This is a genomic window from Streptomyces sp. NPDC031497, assembly GCF_055580905.1.
This window is the reverse complement of sequence record NZ_JBVIKO010000020.1, coordinates 4,150-23,033: the sequence shown is the minus strand read 5'-3', so window position 1 is coordinate 23,033 and position 18,884 is coordinate 4,150. Positions and strand designations below refer to the sequence as shown.

16 protein-coding genes and 1 pseudogene are annotated in these 18,884 nt (G+C 70.9%); 12 read left to right on the top strand and 5 right to left on the bottom strand.

Going from position 1 to position 18,884, the window contains the following annotated elements:
* Positions 1-30 precede the first annotated feature (30 nt).
* From ACZ5K7_RS33605 to ACZ5K7_RS33595, 3 genes and pseudogenes are all read left to right on the top strand, one after another.
* Entirely contained in the window at positions 31-792 is a 762-nt protein-coding gene (locus ACZ5K7_RS33605; RefSeq protein ID WP_468919341.1) for an IclR family transcriptional regulator, read from the top strand.
* Positions 789-1,745, top strand: coding sequence for an ornithine cyclodeaminase family protein (locus ACZ5K7_RS33600; RefSeq protein ID WP_468919338.1), 957 nt, complete (start codon positions 789-791; stop codon positions 1,743-1,745). The genes ACZ5K7_RS33605 and ACZ5K7_RS33600 overlap by 4 nt, the downstream gene beginning before the upstream one ends.
* A gap of 55 nt (positions 1,746-1,800) precedes the next feature.
* Positions 1,801-2,000, top strand: a pseudogene (locus ACZ5K7_RS33595) (MFS transporter); the annotation flags it as partial.
* 50 nt (positions 2,001-2,050) lie between these two features.
* On the opposite strand, the gene ACZ5K7_RS33590 reads toward ACZ5K7_RS33595, so the two are convergent.
* The 3 genes from ACZ5K7_RS33590 to ACZ5K7_RS33580 form a co-directional block, all read right to left on the bottom strand.
* On the bottom strand, positions 2,051-3,313 hold the full coding sequence (locus tag ACZ5K7_RS33590) for an MFS transporter (RefSeq protein ID WP_351712649.1): 1,263 nt from the start codon (positions 3,311-3,313) through the stop codon (positions 2,051-2,053).
* A gap of 541 nt (positions 3,314-3,854) precedes the next feature.
* A complete protein-coding gene (locus ACZ5K7_RS33585) occupies positions 3,855-4,289 on the bottom strand; it encodes a Fur family transcriptional regulator (RefSeq protein WP_468919335.1) in 435 nt (144 codons plus the stop codon).
* Between the two features lie 95 nt (positions 4,290-4,384).
* Positions 4,385-4,591, bottom strand: coding sequence for a DUF2180 family protein (locus ACZ5K7_RS33580; RefSeq protein WP_351712645.1), 207 nt, complete (start codon positions 4,589-4,591; stop codon positions 4,385-4,387).
* A 262-nt stretch (positions 4,592-4,853) separates the two neighbouring features.
* Between ACZ5K7_RS33580 and ACZ5K7_RS33575 the strand changes: the two genes are divergently transcribed.
* The 8 genes from ACZ5K7_RS33575 to ACZ5K7_RS33540 all read left to right on the top strand — a co-directional run bounded on the left by ACZ5K7_RS33575 (position 4,854) and on the right by ACZ5K7_RS33540 (position 14,127).
* Entirely contained in the window at positions 4,854-5,573 is a 720-nt protein-coding gene (locus ACZ5K7_RS33575) for a GntR family transcriptional regulator (RefSeq protein ID WP_468919332.1), read from the top strand.
* A complete protein-coding gene (locus tag ACZ5K7_RS33570) occupies positions 5,570-6,562 on the top strand; it encodes an ADP-ribosylglycohydrolase family protein (protein ID WP_468919329.1) in 993 nt (330 codons plus the stop codon). Before ACZ5K7_RS33575 ends, ACZ5K7_RS33570 begins: the two co-directional genes overlap by 4 nt.
* A gap of 94 nt (positions 6,563-6,656) precedes the next feature.
* Positions 6,657-8,135: a purine-cytosine permease family protein gene (locus tag ACZ5K7_RS33565; RefSeq protein ID WP_468919326.1), complete on the top strand. Its 1,479-nt coding sequence runs from the start codon at positions 6,657-6,659 to the stop codon at positions 8,133-8,135.
* Complete coding sequence (locus tag ACZ5K7_RS33560; protein WP_468919323.1) at positions 8,132-9,100, top strand: PfkB family carbohydrate kinase; 969 nt, start codon at positions 8,132-8,134, stop codon at positions 9,098-9,100. Before ACZ5K7_RS33565 ends, ACZ5K7_RS33560 begins: the two co-directional genes overlap by 4 nt.
* 265 nt (positions 9,101-9,365) lie before the next feature.
* Positions 9,366-9,920, top strand: coding sequence for a dihydrofolate reductase family protein (locus ACZ5K7_RS33555; protein ID WP_468919320.1), 555 nt, complete (start codon positions 9,366-9,368; stop codon positions 9,918-9,920).
* A gap of 11 nt (positions 9,921-9,931) precedes the next feature.
* On the top strand, positions 9,932-10,846 hold the full coding sequence (locus ACZ5K7_RS33550; protein WP_468919317.1) for an RNA polymerase subunit sigma-70: 915 nt from the start codon (positions 9,932-9,934) through the stop codon (positions 10,844-10,846).
* A 195-nt stretch (positions 10,847-11,041) separates the two neighbouring features.
* The gene (locus tag ACZ5K7_RS33545; protein WP_468919314.1) at positions 11,042-12,463 is read left to right on the top strand and encodes an RICIN domain-containing protein; all 1,422 of its coding nucleotides are present in this window, start codon (positions 11,042-11,044) and stop codon (positions 12,461-12,463) included.
* A 236-nt stretch (positions 12,464-12,699) separates the two neighbouring features.
* Complete coding sequence (locus tag ACZ5K7_RS33540) at positions 12,700-14,127, top strand: alkaline phosphatase family protein (RefSeq protein ID WP_468919312.1); 1,428 nt, start codon at positions 12,700-12,702, stop codon at positions 14,125-14,127.
* Between the two features lie 86 nt (positions 14,128-14,213).
* On the opposite strand, the gene ACZ5K7_RS33535 is transcribed toward ACZ5K7_RS33540, so the two are convergent.
* Positions 14,214-16,121: an FHA domain-containing protein gene (locus ACZ5K7_RS33535; protein ID WP_468919310.1), complete on the bottom strand. Its 1,908-nt coding sequence runs from the start codon at positions 16,119-16,121 to the stop codon at positions 14,214-14,216.
* 290 nt (positions 16,122-16,411) lie between these two features.
* On the bottom strand, positions 16,412-18,037 hold the full coding sequence (locus ACZ5K7_RS33530) for a purple acid phosphatase family protein (RefSeq protein ID WP_468919307.1): 1,626 nt from the start codon (positions 18,035-18,037) through the stop codon (positions 16,412-16,414).
* Positions 18,038-18,318: 281 nt separating this feature from the next.
* Here ACZ5K7_RS33530 and ACZ5K7_RS33525 point away from each other — a divergent pair, with 281 nt between their 5' ends.
* A complete protein-coding gene (locus ACZ5K7_RS33525; protein WP_351712623.1) occupies positions 18,319-18,792 on the top strand; it encodes a carboxymuconolactone decarboxylase family protein in 474 nt (157 codons plus the stop codon).
* Positions 18,793-18,884: the final 92 nt, after the last annotated feature.

Below are 18,884 nucleotides of genomic sequence, written 5' to 3'. Positions count from 1 at the left end.
CTCCGTGGACGAGAGAGAAGAGCTGCTGCCATGCCCGTCGCATCCCGTGCCGCGGCACCGCCCCGGTCGGCCGTGGACAAGGCGCTCGACCTGGTCGAGGCCGTCTCGCGCGCACCGCACCCGGTGCGGCTGACCGATCTGGCCGCCGAGGTGGGCCTGCACCGCGCCACCGCCTACCGGATCCTGCTGGACCTGGTCCGGCGGGGCTGGGTGCTGCGGGCCGGGGACCGCTATCTGCCCGGCGCCGCGGTGCTGCGCATGTCCGCCTCGGCCGCGGGCAACTCGCTGACCGCGCTGGCCCGTCCGGTGCTGGAACGGCTCTCCGCGGCGACCTCGATGATGGTCAACCTCCAGGTGCTGGAGGAGGGCGGCGCCCGGGTGATCGACGTGGTCAGGCCCGAACGGCTCGCCATGATCAGCCACTTGCGGGGCGAGCTGCTGCCGGTACGCCGGTTCGCCGGGCCGCTGGCCCTGGTCGCCGCGCTCGAACCGGAGGCGAGGAAACGGTGGTTGGACGGGCTGTCGGCGGACACCGACGACCTGGCGCGGGAGTTGGCCGAGGTGGAGCGTACCGGTGTCGCAGTGGAGCACGGCCGTAACGACAAGCTGGTCGCGTCCGTGAGCCGGGCGGTGGTGCCCGCTCCGGGTGCTCCGGTGTGCGCGCTGACGGTCGTGGGACCGGACCCCGAGTTCGACGAGCCGAAACTGGCCTCCGTGGAGCGGGAGTTGCGCGCGGCCACGGACGAGCTGGTGACGGCCCTGACCGCCGAGCCGGCGGAGGCCGCCCGGTGAGCGGCGTGCTGGTGCTGGACCGCCGGCAGACGGCCGCCGCACTGCGCGCCGACGCCGTGCTCGACGCGGTGGCCCGGGCGCTCGTCGCCGTCGCCCGCGACGAGGTCTCCGCCCCGGCCCGGATCGCCGCCCGGACGCCGACCGGCCTGCTCGGCGCGATGCCCGGTTACGTCCCGGGGCTCGGGCTGGCCGCGAAGCTGGTGACCGTGACCGCGGATCCCGGCCATCCCGGACGCGGTTTCCACCGGGGGCTGGTGGCGCTGTTCGACGAGCACGACGGACGGGCGCTGGCGCTCGTGGACGGCGAGTCGCTGACCGAGGTCCGCACGGCGGCGTCCGCCACGCAGAGCGCGCTGGCCCTGGCCACCCGCCCCGGCCTCGGCCGGGTGGCGGTGGTGGGGACGGGCGCCCAGGCCCGCGCCCAGCTTGCGCTGCTCGCGGCGGTGCGGCCCGAGGCCGAGGTGACGGTGGCCGGCCGTGATCCGCAGCGGACCGGTGCGGCGGCGGCACTGTATCCCGGCGCACGGGTCGCCGCCGGTATCGAGGACGCCGTACTCGGAGCCGATGTGGTGTTCTGCTGCACCGGCGCCACCGCTCCCGTCATCCGCCGCGAGTGGCTCGCTCCCGGCGTCCATGTCTCGTCGGTCGGCGGTTCGCAGGGGCCGGAACTGGATCCCGGCAGCGTAGAGGACGCGGTCCTGTTCGCCGAGTGGACCGGTGCGGCCGACGCACCGCCACCGGCCGGCGCCCATGAGCTCCAGGACCTCTCCCCCGGCCGGACGGTGACCCTCCTCGGGTCCGTCCTGGCCGGCGACCACCCGGGCCGGGGCGGTGACACCGACACCCTCACTGTCTTCAAGTCCACCGGTCACGCGGCTCTGGACGTCGCCGCGGTCCGGGTGGCCTACGACGTGGCGCTCGCACAGGGGTGGGGAGTACGCGTGGATCTGTGACGGGCGGGGCCACCCGGAACGGCAGCCGCCGGCCCGGGGATGTGACGCCGTCTCAGTCGGCATCAACAACACCCTCACCAAGCAGGCGGTGATGGTGGTCTCGCGGGTGGTCCGGTGGCCTCCTCCGCGGACGGGTTCCTGCTGTTCATCGGCGGCGGCCTGGCCCCGTACGTCGCCGGGAAGCTCGCGGACGCCACCGACCTGGGCGTGCCGTTCTACCTGGGCGCCGGCACCTTCCTGCCGGCGCCTCCGGTTCCGGTCCGGTCGGCGCCGCCCGTGGGTGCCCGGCAGCGCGGGCCGGTGCGTCAGGTGGCGGGGCGACGATCCTCGACAGCACGCTCTGGGCCGACCTCAGCGGTGGCCGCGGCCACGGAGGCATGGCCCGCCTCACCGCTGCCCTGGGAGGTGATCACCTTCGAGGGGCGGTTGCCGCGGTCCAGGATGCCGCCGGTGACGGCCAGCGCCAGGCCGGCCATCGCGAGGGCCGCGCCGACCAGGTTGGGGGCGGCCCAGCCCCAGCCCGCCGAGATGACCAGGCCGCCGAGCCAGGCGCCGGCCGCGTTGGCCATGTTGAAGGCGGAGTGGTTGGAGGCGGCCGCCATCGTCGGGGCGTCCTTCGCGTTCAGCATCAGCAGCATCTGGACGGGCGTGGTGATGAGCGCGCCCATCGCGCCGATGAAGGTGACCGTCACCAGGGCCGGCACCGTGCTGTGGACGGTGAAGTAGAACGTCACCAGCGCGGCCGCGAGCAGGATGATCCCGGCATACAGCGTCGGGCGCAGGGCCCGGTCGGTGAGGGGACCCGCGGCCAGGGTGCCGAGGGTCATGCCGACGCCGTACAGGGCCAGGACCCACGTGGTCGAGGAGTCGGAGATGCCGGTCAGGTGCGTCAGCATGGGGACCAGGTAGCTGTAGACGGCGAAGAAACCGCCGAATCCGACGACGGCGGTGCCCAGGCCGATGAAGACCTGCCGGTTGCCCATCGCCCGCAGTTCCCGCCGGATGCCCGCCTGCGGGCCGCGCGGCTGGTGGGGCACGAGGAGGGCGAGCGCGGCGAGCGCGACGAGGCCGATGACGGCGACCGCGCAGTAGGCGTACCGCCAGCCCAGATGCTGGCCGAGGGCGGTACCGGCGGGAACGCCGACGATGTTCGCGACGGTGAGTCCGAGGAAGACGCTGGAGACGGCGCGTGCGGCGCGCTCCGGAGCCACCAGCCGGGAGGCGACGACGGCGCCCACGCCGAACAGCGCGCCGTGCGGCAGTCCGGCCAGGAAGCGGGCGGCGAAGAGCGTTCCGAAGTCCGGGGCGAGCGCGGACGCCGTGTTGCCCACCACGAACAGCCCGGTCAGCAGGAGCAGCAGCCGCTTGTGGGACACCCGGGCGCCGATGCCCGTCAGGACGGGGGCGCCGACGACCACGCCGAGGGCGTAGGCCGACACGAGGTTGCCGGCGTGCGGCACCGACACACCGAGTCCGTCCGCGATCTGGGGCAGCAGCCCCATGGTGGCGAACTCGGTGGTGCCGATTCCGAACGTGACGACGGCAAGGGCCAGTAGAGCCAGAGGCATGGTGGGTGAGCGAACCTTTCGGGGACGGTGGTCCGGGGACGGGGAGCGGAACGGGACCGGGAGGTGTCTTCGGCCTCCGGGGCCCGTCGCGCCGAGCGCCCTTGCCCAGCACACCCCAAGAACGTTGCAGCGAGATGGACCGGGTGTGCATTCCGCGATCGGCTCAAACAGCAGGGTGACCTGTGTCACCGCGGCGTCGGCCGGGGTTCCGGGCGCGCTCCTTCCAAGGAGGGCGCGACCGTGCCCGGTCGGGGCGGGGAACCTGGTGCCGTGTCGGCCAGGATCCGGCGGCGCCACGGCACGGTCCAGGCGACGAGGGGGCGAGCACCGCGTACTCCAGCGGCGGCGTGACGGCGGCGGCCGTGGCCACCGGCAGTACGAACACCAGCAGGACGCGTGCAAGCGCCTCGGCGGTGAGCCCCGCGCCCAGGACGAGGGTCTGCGTCCGGTCTGTGTCCGGTGTGTGCGGCGCAGGCGGACGTCACCGGGCGGGTGCCCGTGCACCCTGCCGGGACGGCACGTCCGGCCACCGGCGGCCGGTTCAGGCGCCGATGGCCTTCTGGCACTCCGCGCACAGTCCCCACCAGGTGATCTCGGCCTCGTCGACGGCGAAGCCCAGGTCCTTCTCGGGCGTGAGACAGGGTGCCGCGCCCACACTGCAGTCGACGTCCTCGATCCGGCCGCAGCGGCGGCAGACGAGGTGATGATGGTTGTCGCCGACCCGCAGCTCGTACCGGGCAGGTGAGCCGGCGGGCTCGATACAGCGGACGAGCTCCGCCTTCGTCAGGTCTTCCAGGACGTTGTACAGGCCCTGCCGGGAGAGTCCGCCGGCCGCGGCCGGGTCCGCCCCGATGCGCGTCTCCAGGTCGGCCGCGGTGGAGTGCGGATGGCCCCGCAGTGCGGTCAGCACCGCCCGGCGCTGGGCCGTGCTGCGCAGCCCCTTGCGCTTGAGCAGGTCGCCCACCAGCTGCTCCATGGTCGCTCCCCTCCGCAGATCCGGGCCGCGCGGCCGCGATGCCGGCGCCCACGATACAACCAAGAGTTGACTCGGTCAGATCTGAACAGACGCCCCTAGGAGGCTTCCGCGGTGCGGCAGGAGCCGCAGACGAGACGCCGGGCGGGGCGGACGCTCGTCATGGGGATCACGCCGATCGGCCGCTGGACGGTCGTCCGCAGGATCCGCGCGTGGTCGGCGCAGGTGAAGAGTCCGCAGCGGGTACAGGCGCCGATCCCGGTGGTCTCGTTTCGCCCGTCCTGGGCGCAGTCGTAACAGTGCATGGTGCTTCCCGAAGAGAGAACTGGCCCACTCGCCTTGCGAAGTGGGGTGCGTGGTTTCCGCATCCCGCCGACGCCGTGCTGCGCACCCTCGGGCAGACAGAAGGCGTTTCCGACAGGGATGGCCATGTGCCGCGACGAGCCTTCGCTCCCTGGGCACACATCGAACATAGTCCGCCAGTTTTGACAGAGTCAAGTTTAGAGTCGGGGCGAAATCCCCCCGAGGGGTCTGGACCGCCGACACTTGTTCACCTACTGTCTAGACATGCCTGGACAGGTTCACAAGCACCATCGCATCGCCCGCGTCCTCGCCGACGAGATCCGCGCCGGAGTCCATGCCGACGGCAGCCGGCTCCCCGGGGAGCACGCGCTCACCGAGCGGTTCGGCGTCAGCCGGACCACCCTTCGGCAGGCTCTTCAGGTTCTCGGCGAGGAGGGCCTCATCGCCACCCACGCCGGGATCGGCTCGTTCGTCACCTTCGACGGGACGCCGATCGACAACCGCCTCGGCTGGACCCGGTCCCTGGCCGAGCAGGGCACGGAACTCACCACGGAGATCCTCCGCTTCGAAGAGGTGACGGATCCGGAGCTGGCCGCCCGGCTGGGGCTCACGTCGCACACGTTCATCGCCCTGGACCGGGTCAGACGGCTGCCCGACGGGCCGGGCGTGTCGCTGGAGCGCAGCCGGGTGCCGGCCACCGGGAGCCTGGCCGGGCTGCCCGAACGCGGTCTCGACGGCGGTTCGCTCAGCCGCGAGCTGATCGCGGCGGGCCGGGTCACCGACTCCGGTGAGGGGGTCGTCTCGGTGCGCGGCCTGGCGGCGGACGAGGCGGTCGCACTGCACCGCTCCCCCGGCGAGTCCTTCCTCCGCCTGGACCAGGTGTACCGGGCCGCCGACGGCTCGGTGGTCGAGCAGGTCAGCAGTCTGCTCGATCCCGCCCACTTCGAACTGCACGTCCGCTCGGGCCATGGAGGCCGCTCGTGACCGACCGACTCGACCGCGCTCTGGGCGCCTTCTACGGACTCGCCCTCGGTGACGCCCTCGGCATGCCCACCCAGGTGATGTCCCGGGAGGACGTCGTCCGGGTCTACGGCACCCTCACCGGCTTCGAGGCCGCCCGGCCCGACAATCCGGTGAGCGCGGGGATGCCCGCAGGGTCCGTCACCGACGACACCGAGCAGGCCGTCATCGTCGCCCGGCTCATCGACGAGGGCCACGGCCGGATCGATCCGCTGCGCCTGGCCCATGAACTGCTCGACTGGGAGAAGGAGATGAAGGCCAAGGGGTCCTTCGATCTCCTCGGTCCGTCCACCAAGGCCGCGCTGGACGCGGTGGCCCGTGGGGTCTCCCCCCAGGAGGCGGGCCGCAACGGCACGACGAACGGCGCCGCGATGCGCGTCACCCCGGTGGGGATCGCCTTCGCCGCCGACCCGCTCGACCCGTTCGTCGACCGGGTGGTGGAGTCCTGCCAGGTCACCCATGACACGACGATCGGCATCGCGGGCGCCGCCGCGGTTGCCGCCGCGGTCAGCACGGGCGTGGGCGGCGGCTCGCTCGGCGAGGCCATCACCGCCGCCCTGACCGCCGCCCGAGCCGGTGCGCGGCGCGGGCACTGGATCGCCGGGGCGGACATCGCCGCCCGGATCGAATGGGCGTGGCAGCTGGTACGGGACCTCCCGGAGGCCGAGGCCCTGGACCGGGTGGTCGCGCTCGTCGGCACCAGCGTGGCGAGCCAGGAGTCGGTGCCCGCCGCCTTCGCGGTACTCGCCCTGGCCGACGGCGATCCGTGGCGGACCGCGCTGCTCGCCGCCAACCTCGGCGGCGACAGCGACACCATCGGCGCGATCGCCGGGGCGGTGGCCGGTTCGGTCGCGGGCCTCTCCGCGCTGCCCGCCGAGGCCGTACGCACCCTCCGCACCGTCAACTCCCTCGACCTGGAGTCTCTGACGGCCCGTCTGCTCACCTTCCGCTGATTCATCCGCCCTCACCAGGAGCGCGCGTCAGGCGCCGCCCTGGATCACGACACCGCCCGCCCTTCCGCACCGCACCCTGCAAGGAGGTTCCGTCATGGCCGTTTCGAAGACGAACGATCGCGTCGGTGCCATCGAGACCCGCGGGATCGAACCGGTCCCCGACAGTGAACGGCACGGCCACGCCGGCCAGATGTTCTGGACCTGGTTCGCCGCCAACATCAGCATCCTCGGACTGCCGCTCGGTGCCACCCTGGTGGCCTTCCGCGGCCTGGACATCTGGCAGTCGGTGCTCGTCGCCGTCCTCGGATCCTTCGGCTCCTTCGCCCTGGTGGGCGCCCTGAGCCTGGCGGGCAAGAAGGGCGGCGCCCCGGCTCTCACCCTGTCCCGCGCGGTCTTCGGGCAGCGGGGCAACGCGGGTCCGACCCTGATCACCTGGCTGAGCCGGGTCGGCTGGGAGACCATCTCCACGACCACCGCGGCCTACGCCCTGCTGGCCCTGCTCGACACGGCGTTCGGCATCCGGCGGAACACCCTGCTCACTCTCGTCTGCCTGCTGGTGTTCATCGCCTGCACCCTGCTGATCAGCGGCCTCGGCCATGCCACCATCATGTGGATCAACAAGTGGGCCACGGTCGTCTTCGGCGTCCTCAACCTCGTCGTGATGGGCTTCCTGATCTCGACCGTCGACTGGAGCAAGGTCCTCGACGCCCCGGCGGGGCCGGCCAGCGCGGTGGTCGCCGGTGTGGGGTTCATCGCCTCCGGCACGGGCATCGGCTGGGCCAACGCCGGTGCGGACTACGCCCGTTACCTGCCCCGCGCGATCCCCGGCCGGCGGCTCGTGGTGGCCTCGGCCTTCGGCGCGGGCATCCCGCTGGTGCTGCTGATCTCGCTCGGCTCGCTGCTCTCCGCGGGCGACCGGACGCTGGCCACCGCCTCGGACCCGGTCGCGGCGATCAACGCGATGCTGCCGTCCTGGATGGCGATCCCGTACCTTGTCGCGGCCTTCGGCGGACTGCTGATGTCGAACCACCTCTCCACGTACTCCGCGGGACTCACGATGATCACCCTCGGCCTGCGGGTGCCGCGCGCCTACGCCGTCGCCATCGACGTCGTCGTCATGTTCGCCGGCGGTATCTACTTCATGCTGATCGCCGACGACTTCTACGGCCCGTTCTCGACCTTCCTGACCCTGCTCGCCGTCCCCATCTCGGCCTGGATCGGGGTGGTCGCGGTGGACTCGCTGCGCGGCCGTACCTACGACGAGCAGGCCCTGATGGACACCACCCGCTCCAGCGCGTACTGGTACACGGGCGGCCTGCGCCTGCCCGCCGTGCTCGGCTGGGCCCTCGCCATCGTGGCCGGCCTGCTCTTCACCAAGGCGTCCACCAGTGCGGCCGACGTCTGGTTCGCGGGCCCGCTCTCCGACACCTGGTTCGGCGTCAACGGCCTCGGCTGGGCCATCTCGATGGCCGTCGCCGCCGGGGTGTACGCGCTCTTCGGCCGACGGGACACCCCGGTCCCCGACGGCGGCGGCGAACCCGCCTCCACGCGCCTCCAGGGAGCCGGGCGATGACCGGCAGGGTGGTCCTCGCCGGGAACGTGATCGCCGATCTGGTGATCGAGGTGCCCGCGCTGCCGGAACGCGGCGGCGACGTCATCGGCACCCGCACCGAGACGACCGCCGGCGGCGGCTTCAACATGCTGGTGGCGGCCCGCCGCCTGGGCACGGAGGCCGTCTACGCCGGTCTGCACGGCACCGGACCGCACGGCGACCTCGTCCGCTCGGCGCTGGCCGCCGAGGACATCGGGACGCTGCTGCCCGCCCGCACGGACCGGGACACCGGCTTCACGGTGGCCCTGGTCGACTCCGGCGGCGAGCGCACCTTCGTGACCAGCTTCGGGGCCGAAGCGACCCTGACCCCGGCCGACGCGGCCGCCGTCGCGGCACACTTGCGCCCCGGTGACCTTCTCCAGCTCTCCGGTTACGGGCTGGCCCTGCCGGGCAACGGCCCGCTGCTGTCCGGCCTCACCGCCGCGCTGCCCGCCGGGATCACCCTCTGTGTCGATCCGGGGCCGCTGGTCGCCGACATCCCCGAGGGCGTCCTCGGCCCTGTCCTCGCACGGACCGACTGGCTGAGCGCCAACGCCCGCGAGGCGCGCCTCATGACCGGGCACGAGGACCCCCGCTCCGCGGCGGCGGCTCTCCGGCGACGGCTGGCGCCTGGGGCCGGTGTACTCGTACGGGCCGACAAGGACGGCTGCTGGCTGGCCGCCCCCGGTCGGCCGCCCGCGCACGTACCGGGGTTCCCGGTCACGGCGGTCGACAGCAACGGCGCGGGCGATGCCCACGTCGGTGCGTTCCTCGCCCTGCTCGGCCAGGGGCTCGACCCGCTGACGGCGGCGCGCGGCGCCAACGCGGCGGCGGCCTACGCGGTGACCAGGCGCGGCCCGGCCACGGCGCCCGGCCGGACGGAGCTGGCCGCGTTCCTGGCGGGCGACCCTCTCGCCGAGACGATCACCGGCTCCGCGATCCGCTGAGACGCGCCGGTTCCGGACTCGCGGCGACCGCTCCACACCTGCATCCGAAGCCGTCGGCGGAGATCCTCAGGAGATGGGGTCGAGCAGTTCCTGGCGGTGTGCGGCGACCCAGGGCTCCAGCCACTCGCCGCACGCCGAGCCGCACGGCACCACGCGACCCGTCAGCGGCCATGAAGCCGTGCTCCGGGCACCGATTCCTCCGGGAGCTGACCCGAGTCTTCCTATGGGAGGGCCGGAACGTCCGACCCCGAGGACGGAGAACACCATGCGCAAGCTCATCGCGGGGGCATTCGTCACGCTTGACGGCGTGGTCCAGGATCCGGGCGGATTCAGCGAGATCAAACGCGGCGGCTGGGCACTGGACTACTTCGACGACACCTCGCGCCGGCGGGCCACCGACGCTCTCCTGGCGAGCGACACCTTTCTGCTGGGGCGGGCGACCTTTGAGATCATCGAGAAGGCCTGGTCGCGCAACACCGGGCCGTACGCGGAGGCGATGAACAGCATTCCCAAGCTCGTGGTGACGAGGACGCCGCGCGGCCCGTTGCCCTGGAACGCCACCGCCCTCACCGGCGAAGCCGCGCAGACGGTCGCCAAGCTCAAGCAGGAGCCCGGCGGCGACATCGTCATGTACGGCAGCTCCACGTTGATGCGAACTCTGCTCCAGCACAACCTGATCGACGAGCTGAACCTCGGCGTACACCCCGTTCTCGTCGGCGAGGGAAAGCGGCTCTTCGAGAGCGCGCTGCCGGGCTCGCTGCGGTTCGTGGCCGCGACACCGAGCGCGACAGGAGTCGTCACGCTCACCTACGCCCCGTAGTGTCGATCGGAATGGGAGATTTCGCGACGGACACGGAACCCTACCGGCGTGAGCTGCTGGCGCACTGCTATCGCATGCTCGGATCGGTGGACGACGCCGAGGACGTGGTCCAGGAGACCTACCTGCGTGCGTGGCGTTCGTACGAGGCGTTCCAGGGCAGGTCGTCGGTGCGCACCTGGCTCCACCGGATCGCCACCAACGCATGCCTGTCCGCGTTGTCGCACCGCAGTAGGCGTTTCCTGCCGTCGGGACTCGGCGGCCCTTCCGACGACCCCATGACGCCGCCGATACCCGCGGACTCGCAGTGGGTTCAGCCCGTTCCCGACTCGATGCTCGACCCGGCGGCGATCGTCACGGCGCGCGACAGCCTGCGGATCGCGCTGATCGCCACGCTCCAGGAGTTGCCGGGCCGCCAGCGGGCGGTGTTCATCCTGCGCGACGTCCTGGCGTGGCCGGCGTCGGACGTCGCGCAGGTGATGGGCAGCAGCACGGCAGCGGTCAAGAGCACGCTGCAGCGCGCGCGTGCGCGGCTGGCACAGGTGCCTCCCGACGTCGAGCAAACGGTCGAGCCCGGCGAGCTGAGCGCCGTCCTCGCCCACTACATCGCGGCGGTCGAGGAGGCCGACGGCGCGGCGCTCGAACAGGTGCTGCGTGTCGACGCCAGCGTCGAGGCGACGCCTTGGCGCACCTGGTTCTCCGGCCGCGCCACCTGCCTGCCCTATCTCGTGCGGCAGGTCCTGGGCTCGCCGGGCACCTGGCGGTTGCTGCCGACCGGCGCGAACGGCCAGCCCGCGGTGGTCGCCTACCACCGTGGTCAGGCCTACGGCGTCCTCCTGCTCACCGTGACCTCGGCGGGCATCGCGAGAATCAACGCGTTCGGGGATCCGGGACTTGTCAAGCGGTTCGGCTTTCCTGCGTCCGTGTGAGCGCGAGGACCCGCAGGCCATTCGTCCCTCCCGGAAGCTGCCGGCCCACGGCAGACATCCGGGAGGGAGGCGTCTGCCTGCCGGAACTCGGCCGGTCCACTGAACCTCGGATGGCTGACGTATCGTCACTTCTCGTTGCGGGAGAAGGAATTCCTTCAGGACCACTGGCGCAGCACACGTCCCACCAGATATCCCATGCCTCTGACAGCGTTGGCATCTCGTGTCAGATCTCGTGTCAGAGTGAAGGGATATCCCGTGCGACTGCACCCCCTGCGCGTCCTGTGCTGTTCCGCCGTCCTCGCCCTGTCGGCGCCTGCCCTGCTGCCGGGCACCGCCTCGGCGGCCGTCCCCGTCTCCTCGGTCTATCTGCAGAACTTCGTCACCGGCCTCGACGCGGCCGACAGCGGTGGCACCGTGGCGGCCCACAACCCCAAGGGCAACGAGGACCATCAGCAGTGGGCGGTCGTCGCGGTCGGCGGCGGCTACCAGCTCCAGAACGCCGACGAGTCCGGCACCTGCCTCGGACGCAGCGGCACCGCCGCGGTGACCGCCGCCTGCGGCGCGGACGGCACCACCTGGAGCATCACGGCCGGCGCCGACAGCACCTACACCGTCGCCGTCCCCAGCACCTCGCAGTACCTCACCGGCTCCGCCTCGGACTCCGGCGCCGTACAGCTCGGCTCCGCGGGCGACCTCGCCCGCTGGTACCTCACCCCGGTCTCCTACGCCACCACGGCGATGCCCTCCGCCGACACCCGCACCCTGGACCAGGCCACCTTCCTGACCGCGCACAACGCCTTCGCCAACGGCTCCGACGGCAACTTCGCCTCGTTCCCCGTCAACCTGTTCCCCAACCAGAACTACGGCATCAGCCGGCAGCTGTCCGACGGCGTCCGCGGTTTCATGCTCGACGACTACACGGTCTCCGGCCAGGCCGTGCTCTGCCACAACAGCTGCGACGGCGTCAGCAACCCCGTCCCGCTCGCCACCGACCTCCAGCGCATGGTCGACTTCCTCAGGGCGAACCCCGGCCAGTTCGCCACGGTCTTCCTGGAGGACTACGCCTCCTCCGACGTGCTGAAGTCGTCGCTGGCCTCGGTCAGCGGTCTCTCCGACGTGCTCTACCGGCCGGACCAGGAGGGCGTGGCCGCCAAGGGCTGGCCCACGATGGCCGATCTCGCCGCCCGCGGCAAGCAGCTGCTGATCTTCAGCGACCGGACCCGGGCGAGCGACACCGCCAACGGCTGGGCCACCCGTGACACCTTCGGCGTGATGTACCAGCGCGAATGGACCGTGGAGAACTACTGGTCCATGGGCGGCGGCATAGGCGACTCCGACTGGTCCTGCTACAGCCGCTGGGGCACCGACAGACCCCTCACCACCGACTCGGCGGCCTTCCACCCGCTCTTCGTCATGAACCACTTCCGGGACTACCCGATCGGCTCCACCGCCGCCACCGACAACGGCAAACTCCTCAACCGCGCCCAGAGCTTCTGCACCGCCGCCGCCCGCAAGAAGCCCAATTATCTCGCCGTGGACCGCTACGACACCGGTTCACCGACTCCGCTCACGACCGTGGGCTCCCTCAACACCTACATCCTCACACCGGGCCAGTGACCCAGCCGGTGTAGCAGCCAACGTTCTTCAACGCCGGGCAACACCCGTGCGACCAAGGGGTGTTGCAGGCAAACGCCTGGCCAACTCCTTCCGTGCGTTGGCCCGGAGTTCATCAGCCGCCCCTGATGCACCCCATCTCCCGGGGCCCACAGTGAACGGCGGCCCGTCCTCACGGCCGGGCCTGCCGTCACTCCCGCGAAGGTTCTCGCCCCCGAGGACCTGAGAATGGAGCATCCATGGCCGAGTTGACCCGTCGCAGACTCCTGGGCTCCGCAGCCGGCGCGCTCGGTGGCGCCGCGGCCCTCTCCCTGCTGCCGCCCAGCGTCCAGCAGGCCGTCGCCGCCGGACCGCCGAAGAACAGCTCCCTGCGCGACATCGAACACGTCGTCATGCTGATGCAGGAGAACCGCTCCTTCGACCACTACTTCGGCACTCTCTCCGGTGTCCGCGGCTTCGCCGACCCGCACGCGCTGAAGCTGGCCAACGGGCGGTCCGTCTTCTACCAGCCCGACGCCGTCAACCCCAAGGGCTACCTGCTGCCCTTCCACCTCGACACGCACACGTCGAGCGCCCAGGCCATCCCGTCGACCAGCCACGCCTGGTCCGTGCAGCACCAGGCCTGGAACAACGGCAAGATGGACCAGTGGCTGCCCGCCCACCGCAAGGCCGACGGCGTCAACGGCCCGTACGTGATGGGGTACTACACCCGCAAGGACATCCCCTTCCAGTTCGCCCTCGCGGAGACCTTCACCATCTGCGACAACTACTTCTGCTCCGTCTTCGGCCCCACCTGGCCCAACCGGCTGATGTGGATGACCGGGAGCATCGACCCGGGCGGCACCAAGGGCGGCCCGATCATCAGCAACGTCGCGCCCACTCCGTACCGCTGGACCACCTACGCGGAGCGCCTCCAGGCGGCCGGCGTGAGCTGGAAGGTGTACCAGGAGGAGGACGACTACGGCACGAACATGCTGGAGCAGTTCGCTACGTTCAAGAACGCCAAGCCCGGCTCCGATCTGTACGAGCGGGGCGTACGCCCGCAGCCGCACGGCACCTTCGAGGACGACGCCCGCAACGACCGCCTTCCGACGGTGTCGTGGATCTGCCCCACGAGTCACCAGTCGGAACACCCGAACTATCTCCCGGCCGCGGGCGCCGACTACGTGGCCTCCAAGATCGAGGCGATCGCCTCGAACCCCAAGGTGTGGCGCAAGACCGCGTTCATCCTCAACTACGACGAGAACGACGGCCTGTTCGACCACGTGGTCCCGCCGACCCCGCCCGCGGGCACCAAGGACGAGTTCATCCAGGGCCTGCCGATCGGCGGCGGCTTCCGGGTCCCCGCCATCGTCGTCTCCCCCTGGACGGTGGGCGGCTGGGTCGCCACCGAGGCCTTCGACCACACCTCCGCCCTGCAGTTCCTCGAACGGTTCACCGGTGTCGAGGAGCCGAACGTCAGCGACTGGCGCCGTGCGACCTTCGGTGACCTCACCTCGGCGTTCCGGTTCCGCGAGGCCCGTCCGCGCCCGCCCCGCCTCCCTCACAACACGGCCGAGCAGTTGGAGAAGGCGAAGGAAGAGGTCGCCACTCTCCCCAAGCCCACGCTCCCGCAGGCGCACCAGAGCTACCCGCACCAGGAGAAGGGCCACCGCCCCCACACCTGACCGCCACCGCACCCACCGCACCCCGCCGCCGGGGTGCCGGGCGAACGGGCCGTCGGTCCGGCGGCGCACGCCGGACCGAGTACGTCCTACGGCTTGGCGGCCGGCTCCAGCGCGCCCACGGCCGCGGCGGCCGCGGACGAGTCCTCGCCGTAGAAGATGTCGATGTCGACCTCTTCGCCACCCATCGTCAGCGTGTCCCACGCGCCGCTGAGGACGAGCATGCGCAGGGTGGCGGGCTGCAGGGTGCGCAGGCGCTCCAGGATCGCCTCGTCGTCCGGCATTCCCTCCAGCCGGAGGGACAGACGCGCGCGGATGGCCTGCATACGCTCCAGGAGCGTCTTGGTGTCCGCCTCACGGTCGGGCTCGTCGGGGATCCCGTCGATGCCGTGGCCGATGATGTCCTTGATGGCCCAGGTGACACCCTGGTCGTCGGTGGTGACCATCGCCTTCCAGGCCCGGCTCTTGTGCCGGTACTGGAGCATCGACATGGCCGCCTCGTGGCGCAGGAAGTCCGCGTCCCGGAACGGCCGCCCGTGCCACGCCCCGTTGAGGGACCGGGCCAGCGAGATCGCCGAAGCCAGACCGCTGTTCAGGCCACGGCCCGGCCAGAAGTGGATGGCGTTGGCGGCGTCGCCGAGCAGGAAGCCGTAGGTGCCCGGGGAGTTGGCGGTGGGAGGCAGCAACTCGGCCGAGAAGCGGGGGCGTTGCACCATGTCGAGACGGAAGCTGGTGACGGCGGTCAGGTCGTCGGACTCGACTCCGAACAGCAGCAGCCCCTCGCGCACCCGGCGCCACAGCGGTGAGCCCTTGACCAGGGCGGGCAGGAACAGCGTGCCGTGGGTCGCACACTGGAAGTCGCCATGCTCGTCGCGGTCCATCAGGCACGGCCGGGAGGCGATGCACTCCTCGAAGACACGGCGGACCGGGTCGAGTCCGATGACCTCCGCCGCCTCGGCGTCGGTCAGCCGCATGTTGAGGAAGCCCTCGCCGCGCAGCGAGTTGAGCAGGAAACGGTTCTGCGCGACGGTCAGCAGCACGGCCATGGGGTCGGTCAGGCCGGACTTCACCCGCAGGCCGAGGACGACGTCCTGCAGGTGGCGCCCGTCGAGGGAGTAGATCGACTCGTCGGCCTTGCCGAAGCGGGCGGCGAAGCGGTCCCGGGTGCGCGAGCGACCGCCGTCGCAGATCGCCAGCACATGCTGGGTGGCGAGCGCCTCCTGCTGTTCCTCCGCGGTGAACCGGGCGGGTATCAGCCGGATCCGGTCCCGCTTCTCGTTCGCCAGTTCCAGCAGCCGGTCCTCGATATAGGCGATGCGCATGTTGCGCGGGTGGTTGTCGCCGACCGAGTCCGGACCGGAGGGCCACATCTCGGTGAAGTGCTCCGGGTCGAAGAGGCGCTCCCGGACCTCCTCCGGCCAGGCGAGGTACTGGCGGCTCTGCACGGTCACCACCTGCAGACGCCGTACGTTGCCCTCGTCCGGGCCCTTCCAGACGACGTTACGGCCCTGTTTGCGCCACCTGCCGTCGTAGACGGTGATCTGCACCTGGGGGCCGAGGAAGTGCTCGAGGAGCAGGGCCAAGGACAGGCCGACCGGGCCGCCGCCGGCCACGGTGACACGCAGGACGGGCCCGCGTTCGCTCTCCTCCGGGCCGTGTGTCACGGATCGCGGGAGGGAGAGCGCCATCATCGTCTCCATGGCGTCCGCCACCTCGAAGCGGAACTCCTGGTCACCGAGGGAGATCTCGTCACCGGGCTGCAGCAGCCGGGACTCCACTTCCTCCCCGTTGACCAGGGTGCCGTTGCTGCTCTCCAGGTCACGCAGCACGTAACCCTTGTCCTCGTCGAAGACGATCTCCGCGTGGAAGCGGGAGACGCTGAGGCTGGAGATGACGACGGTGTTCTCCGAGTTACGCCCGAAGGTGACGCGGGTGTCCAGGACCGGGATGCGCTCCCCCGCCAGCAGACCTTCGAGTCCGACCAGCACCGGTGCCACGGCACTTCCTTCCACAAGCTTGTCATGTTGTTGAACCGGGACACCGATCATGCGCTACAGCGCGGTAGTTCCCAAAGGGGCGTGCGGCTCTGTCCGCCAACCCTGCCCCACGGGGGAGCATATACTTGCTTAGCCAAGTATTTCCAGTGCGCGCTTCGGTACAATCCCTGCCGATCTGACGGGAGTTCGTCGGTTTTCGGCCAGTGTGGAGGCCGCCGCGGGGAAGCCGTGAGCGGGCCGGGCGGATGCCGCCCGGCCCGCGTTTCCCTGTCGGCCCGCCAGACTCGGGATCAGTGGCCGTGGCCGTCGGAGCGCTTGCGGTGCAGGGTGAAGTTCTCGAAGACGGACAGTTCGCCGTTCGGCTTGTTCACGTTGTAGTACGTGACGTGCATCCGGGTGGTGTCGCCCGGATGCCTGCCGGGGTCGACGGTGAAGGCGGCGAAGCCGTAGGGGTGTTCGGTGTCCCGGACGCCGATCCAGACCGCCTCCTCCTTGGTGTAGGTGGAGGTGCGCTTGCCGTTGGAGCCGGGGGTCGCCGACACGGACGTGATCACCTTACCGGTGCCGTCCTTGAAGAAGCTCTGGTTGGTGGTGCCGGAGACACCGCCACCGCCGAGGATCATGTGCACGGTGCCGAGGCCGGTGTCGATGTCGTCGGTGGCCGTCGAGACCGGGTTGGGGGTCAGTGTCTCGGTTCCGCTGACGACTCCGCGGACGGCCAGGGAACGCTCGTAGTTGTGCTCGTGGCCGCACAGCACCAGGTCCACGCCGTACCGGTCGAAGAGGGGGCCGTACTTCTGGCGCAGGCCCAGGTCGGCGCCGTTCGCGTCCGTGGAGCTGACCATGACCTGGTGCATGGCGACGACCACCCAGTCGACGTCGCTCGACGACCGGGCCGCCTTCAGCTCCTTTTCCAGGAAGGAGAGCTGCCGTCCTCCGGAGTAGCCGTTGATGTAGACGTCGCCGCCGTCCTGGAGGCAGTTGTCGTCGTTCTGCAGCACGATCACCCGGACGGAGCCGGCCGTGAACGCGTAGTAGAGGCCGGCGAGTTCGGCGTCGGTCTCGGTGGACGGGAGGGAGAAGTAGGCCTGGTAGGCACCGAGCCCGATCGGACCGTTGGCCTTCTCGATCTCGTGGTTGCCGGCCGCCGGCATCCAGGGGCGGAAGCGGGCCGAACGGGTGTTGTTGGTGAAGAAGTTGTTCCAGGTACGCACCCGGTCGACGTCCAGGTTGGCGTAGCAGAGGTCGCCGTTGAGGAGGTGGAAGAGCGGGGCGACCTGCTCGATGCCGGTGACGATGTCCTTCGTCGCGGGAGTGGAGTTCGCGTCGAGCCCCACCGTGCCGTTGGCCGCCCAGGTCACCTGCGGGGCGGACTGGTCGCCGAAGCTGGTGAAGGTGACCGGCCGGCGTCCCTGCGGAGCCGTACGGAACGTCCCGCTGTCGGGGGTCGTCCCCTCGTGCGTGGCGAGGTACAGGTAGTCCGTGTCAGGGGTGAGCCCCTTCAGCGGGGCGTGGTGGACGTAGACGGTGCGGTTGGAGGTGCCGTCGACGTAGGTGACGGTCTGGGCCTTCTTGCTGGACCCGAAGCCGTGCTCCAGGGTGCCGTAGCGCACGACGGGCTTGGTCACCGGCCGGTCCGTGATCCACGACACCGTCATCTGGGTGCGCGGGTCGGCCCCGAAGGTCAGGTGCAGGCCCTGGACGGGGGGCGCGCCGGAGGAGTCCGCGGTGAGGTGGAAGGCCGGAGCGGCGTACGGTGCGGCCTGCGCCGCGCCCGCGCCGAGCAGCCCGGTGGCGGCTGCGCCCGCCCCCGCGGTCCCCAGCAGGCCCAGCGCGTGACGACGGCTGAACCCCTCCGAACCCTCCTCCGAACCCCCCGCAGGTCTGCCCTCTGTTGAGTCTGCCTGTGTGGTCATGACGCCCTCCCGACGTGCAGCTGAGCTGACAACGACCGCACCTTGACCCAGCCCAACTGCCGCCACATGAACACCACATGGCCACCTGGCCATCACACGTCAGGCATCAGGTCGCCAAGACCGACACATGCCCTCGCCTTTACCGGCAGCTGCCCTGGTCTTGACCAATCCGCCAATCCTGGATCCATCGGGTGAGACCCACATCACACACGGCTTCCCGTCACACATGGCCGGCCGCTCCGGTCATTGGTGTGTATCCGCTACACAGCAAGGAGATCATCGTGGAATCGCGTCTCGACTACTTCGGCCACCCGCTCGCGGGGAAGGTGCTGAGGCACATCAACTCGGCCGGCAAGGCCGTGTCGGACTCGACGCTGCCCGCATCGGTCCAGGAGCTGGTGAAGATCCGCGCCAGCCAGATCAACGGCTGCGGTTTCTGCACCGACATGCACACCAAGGACGCCGCGGTTGCCGGGGAGACCGCACAGCGCCTCAACCTGGTCGCCGTCTGGCGTGAGGCGACGGTGTTCACCGAGGCGGAGCGTGCCGCGCTGGAACTGGCGGAACAGGGCACCCGGATCGCCGACGCGGCCGGAGGCGTCTCCGACGAGGTGTGGGCGAACGCCGCCAAGCACTTCGACGAGGAACAGCTCGTCGCCCTGATCTCCCTGGTCGCCGTCATCAACGCCTACAACCGCATCAACGTCATCAATCAGCAGCCCGCCGGGGACTACCAGCCCGGCCAGTTCGGGTGACCGACGCCCGCCACCGGACCGGGGGGGGGGGGGGGGGGGTTGTGGGGGGGGGGGGGGGGGGGGGGGAGGCTGCTTTCATGGTTTTTCGTCAG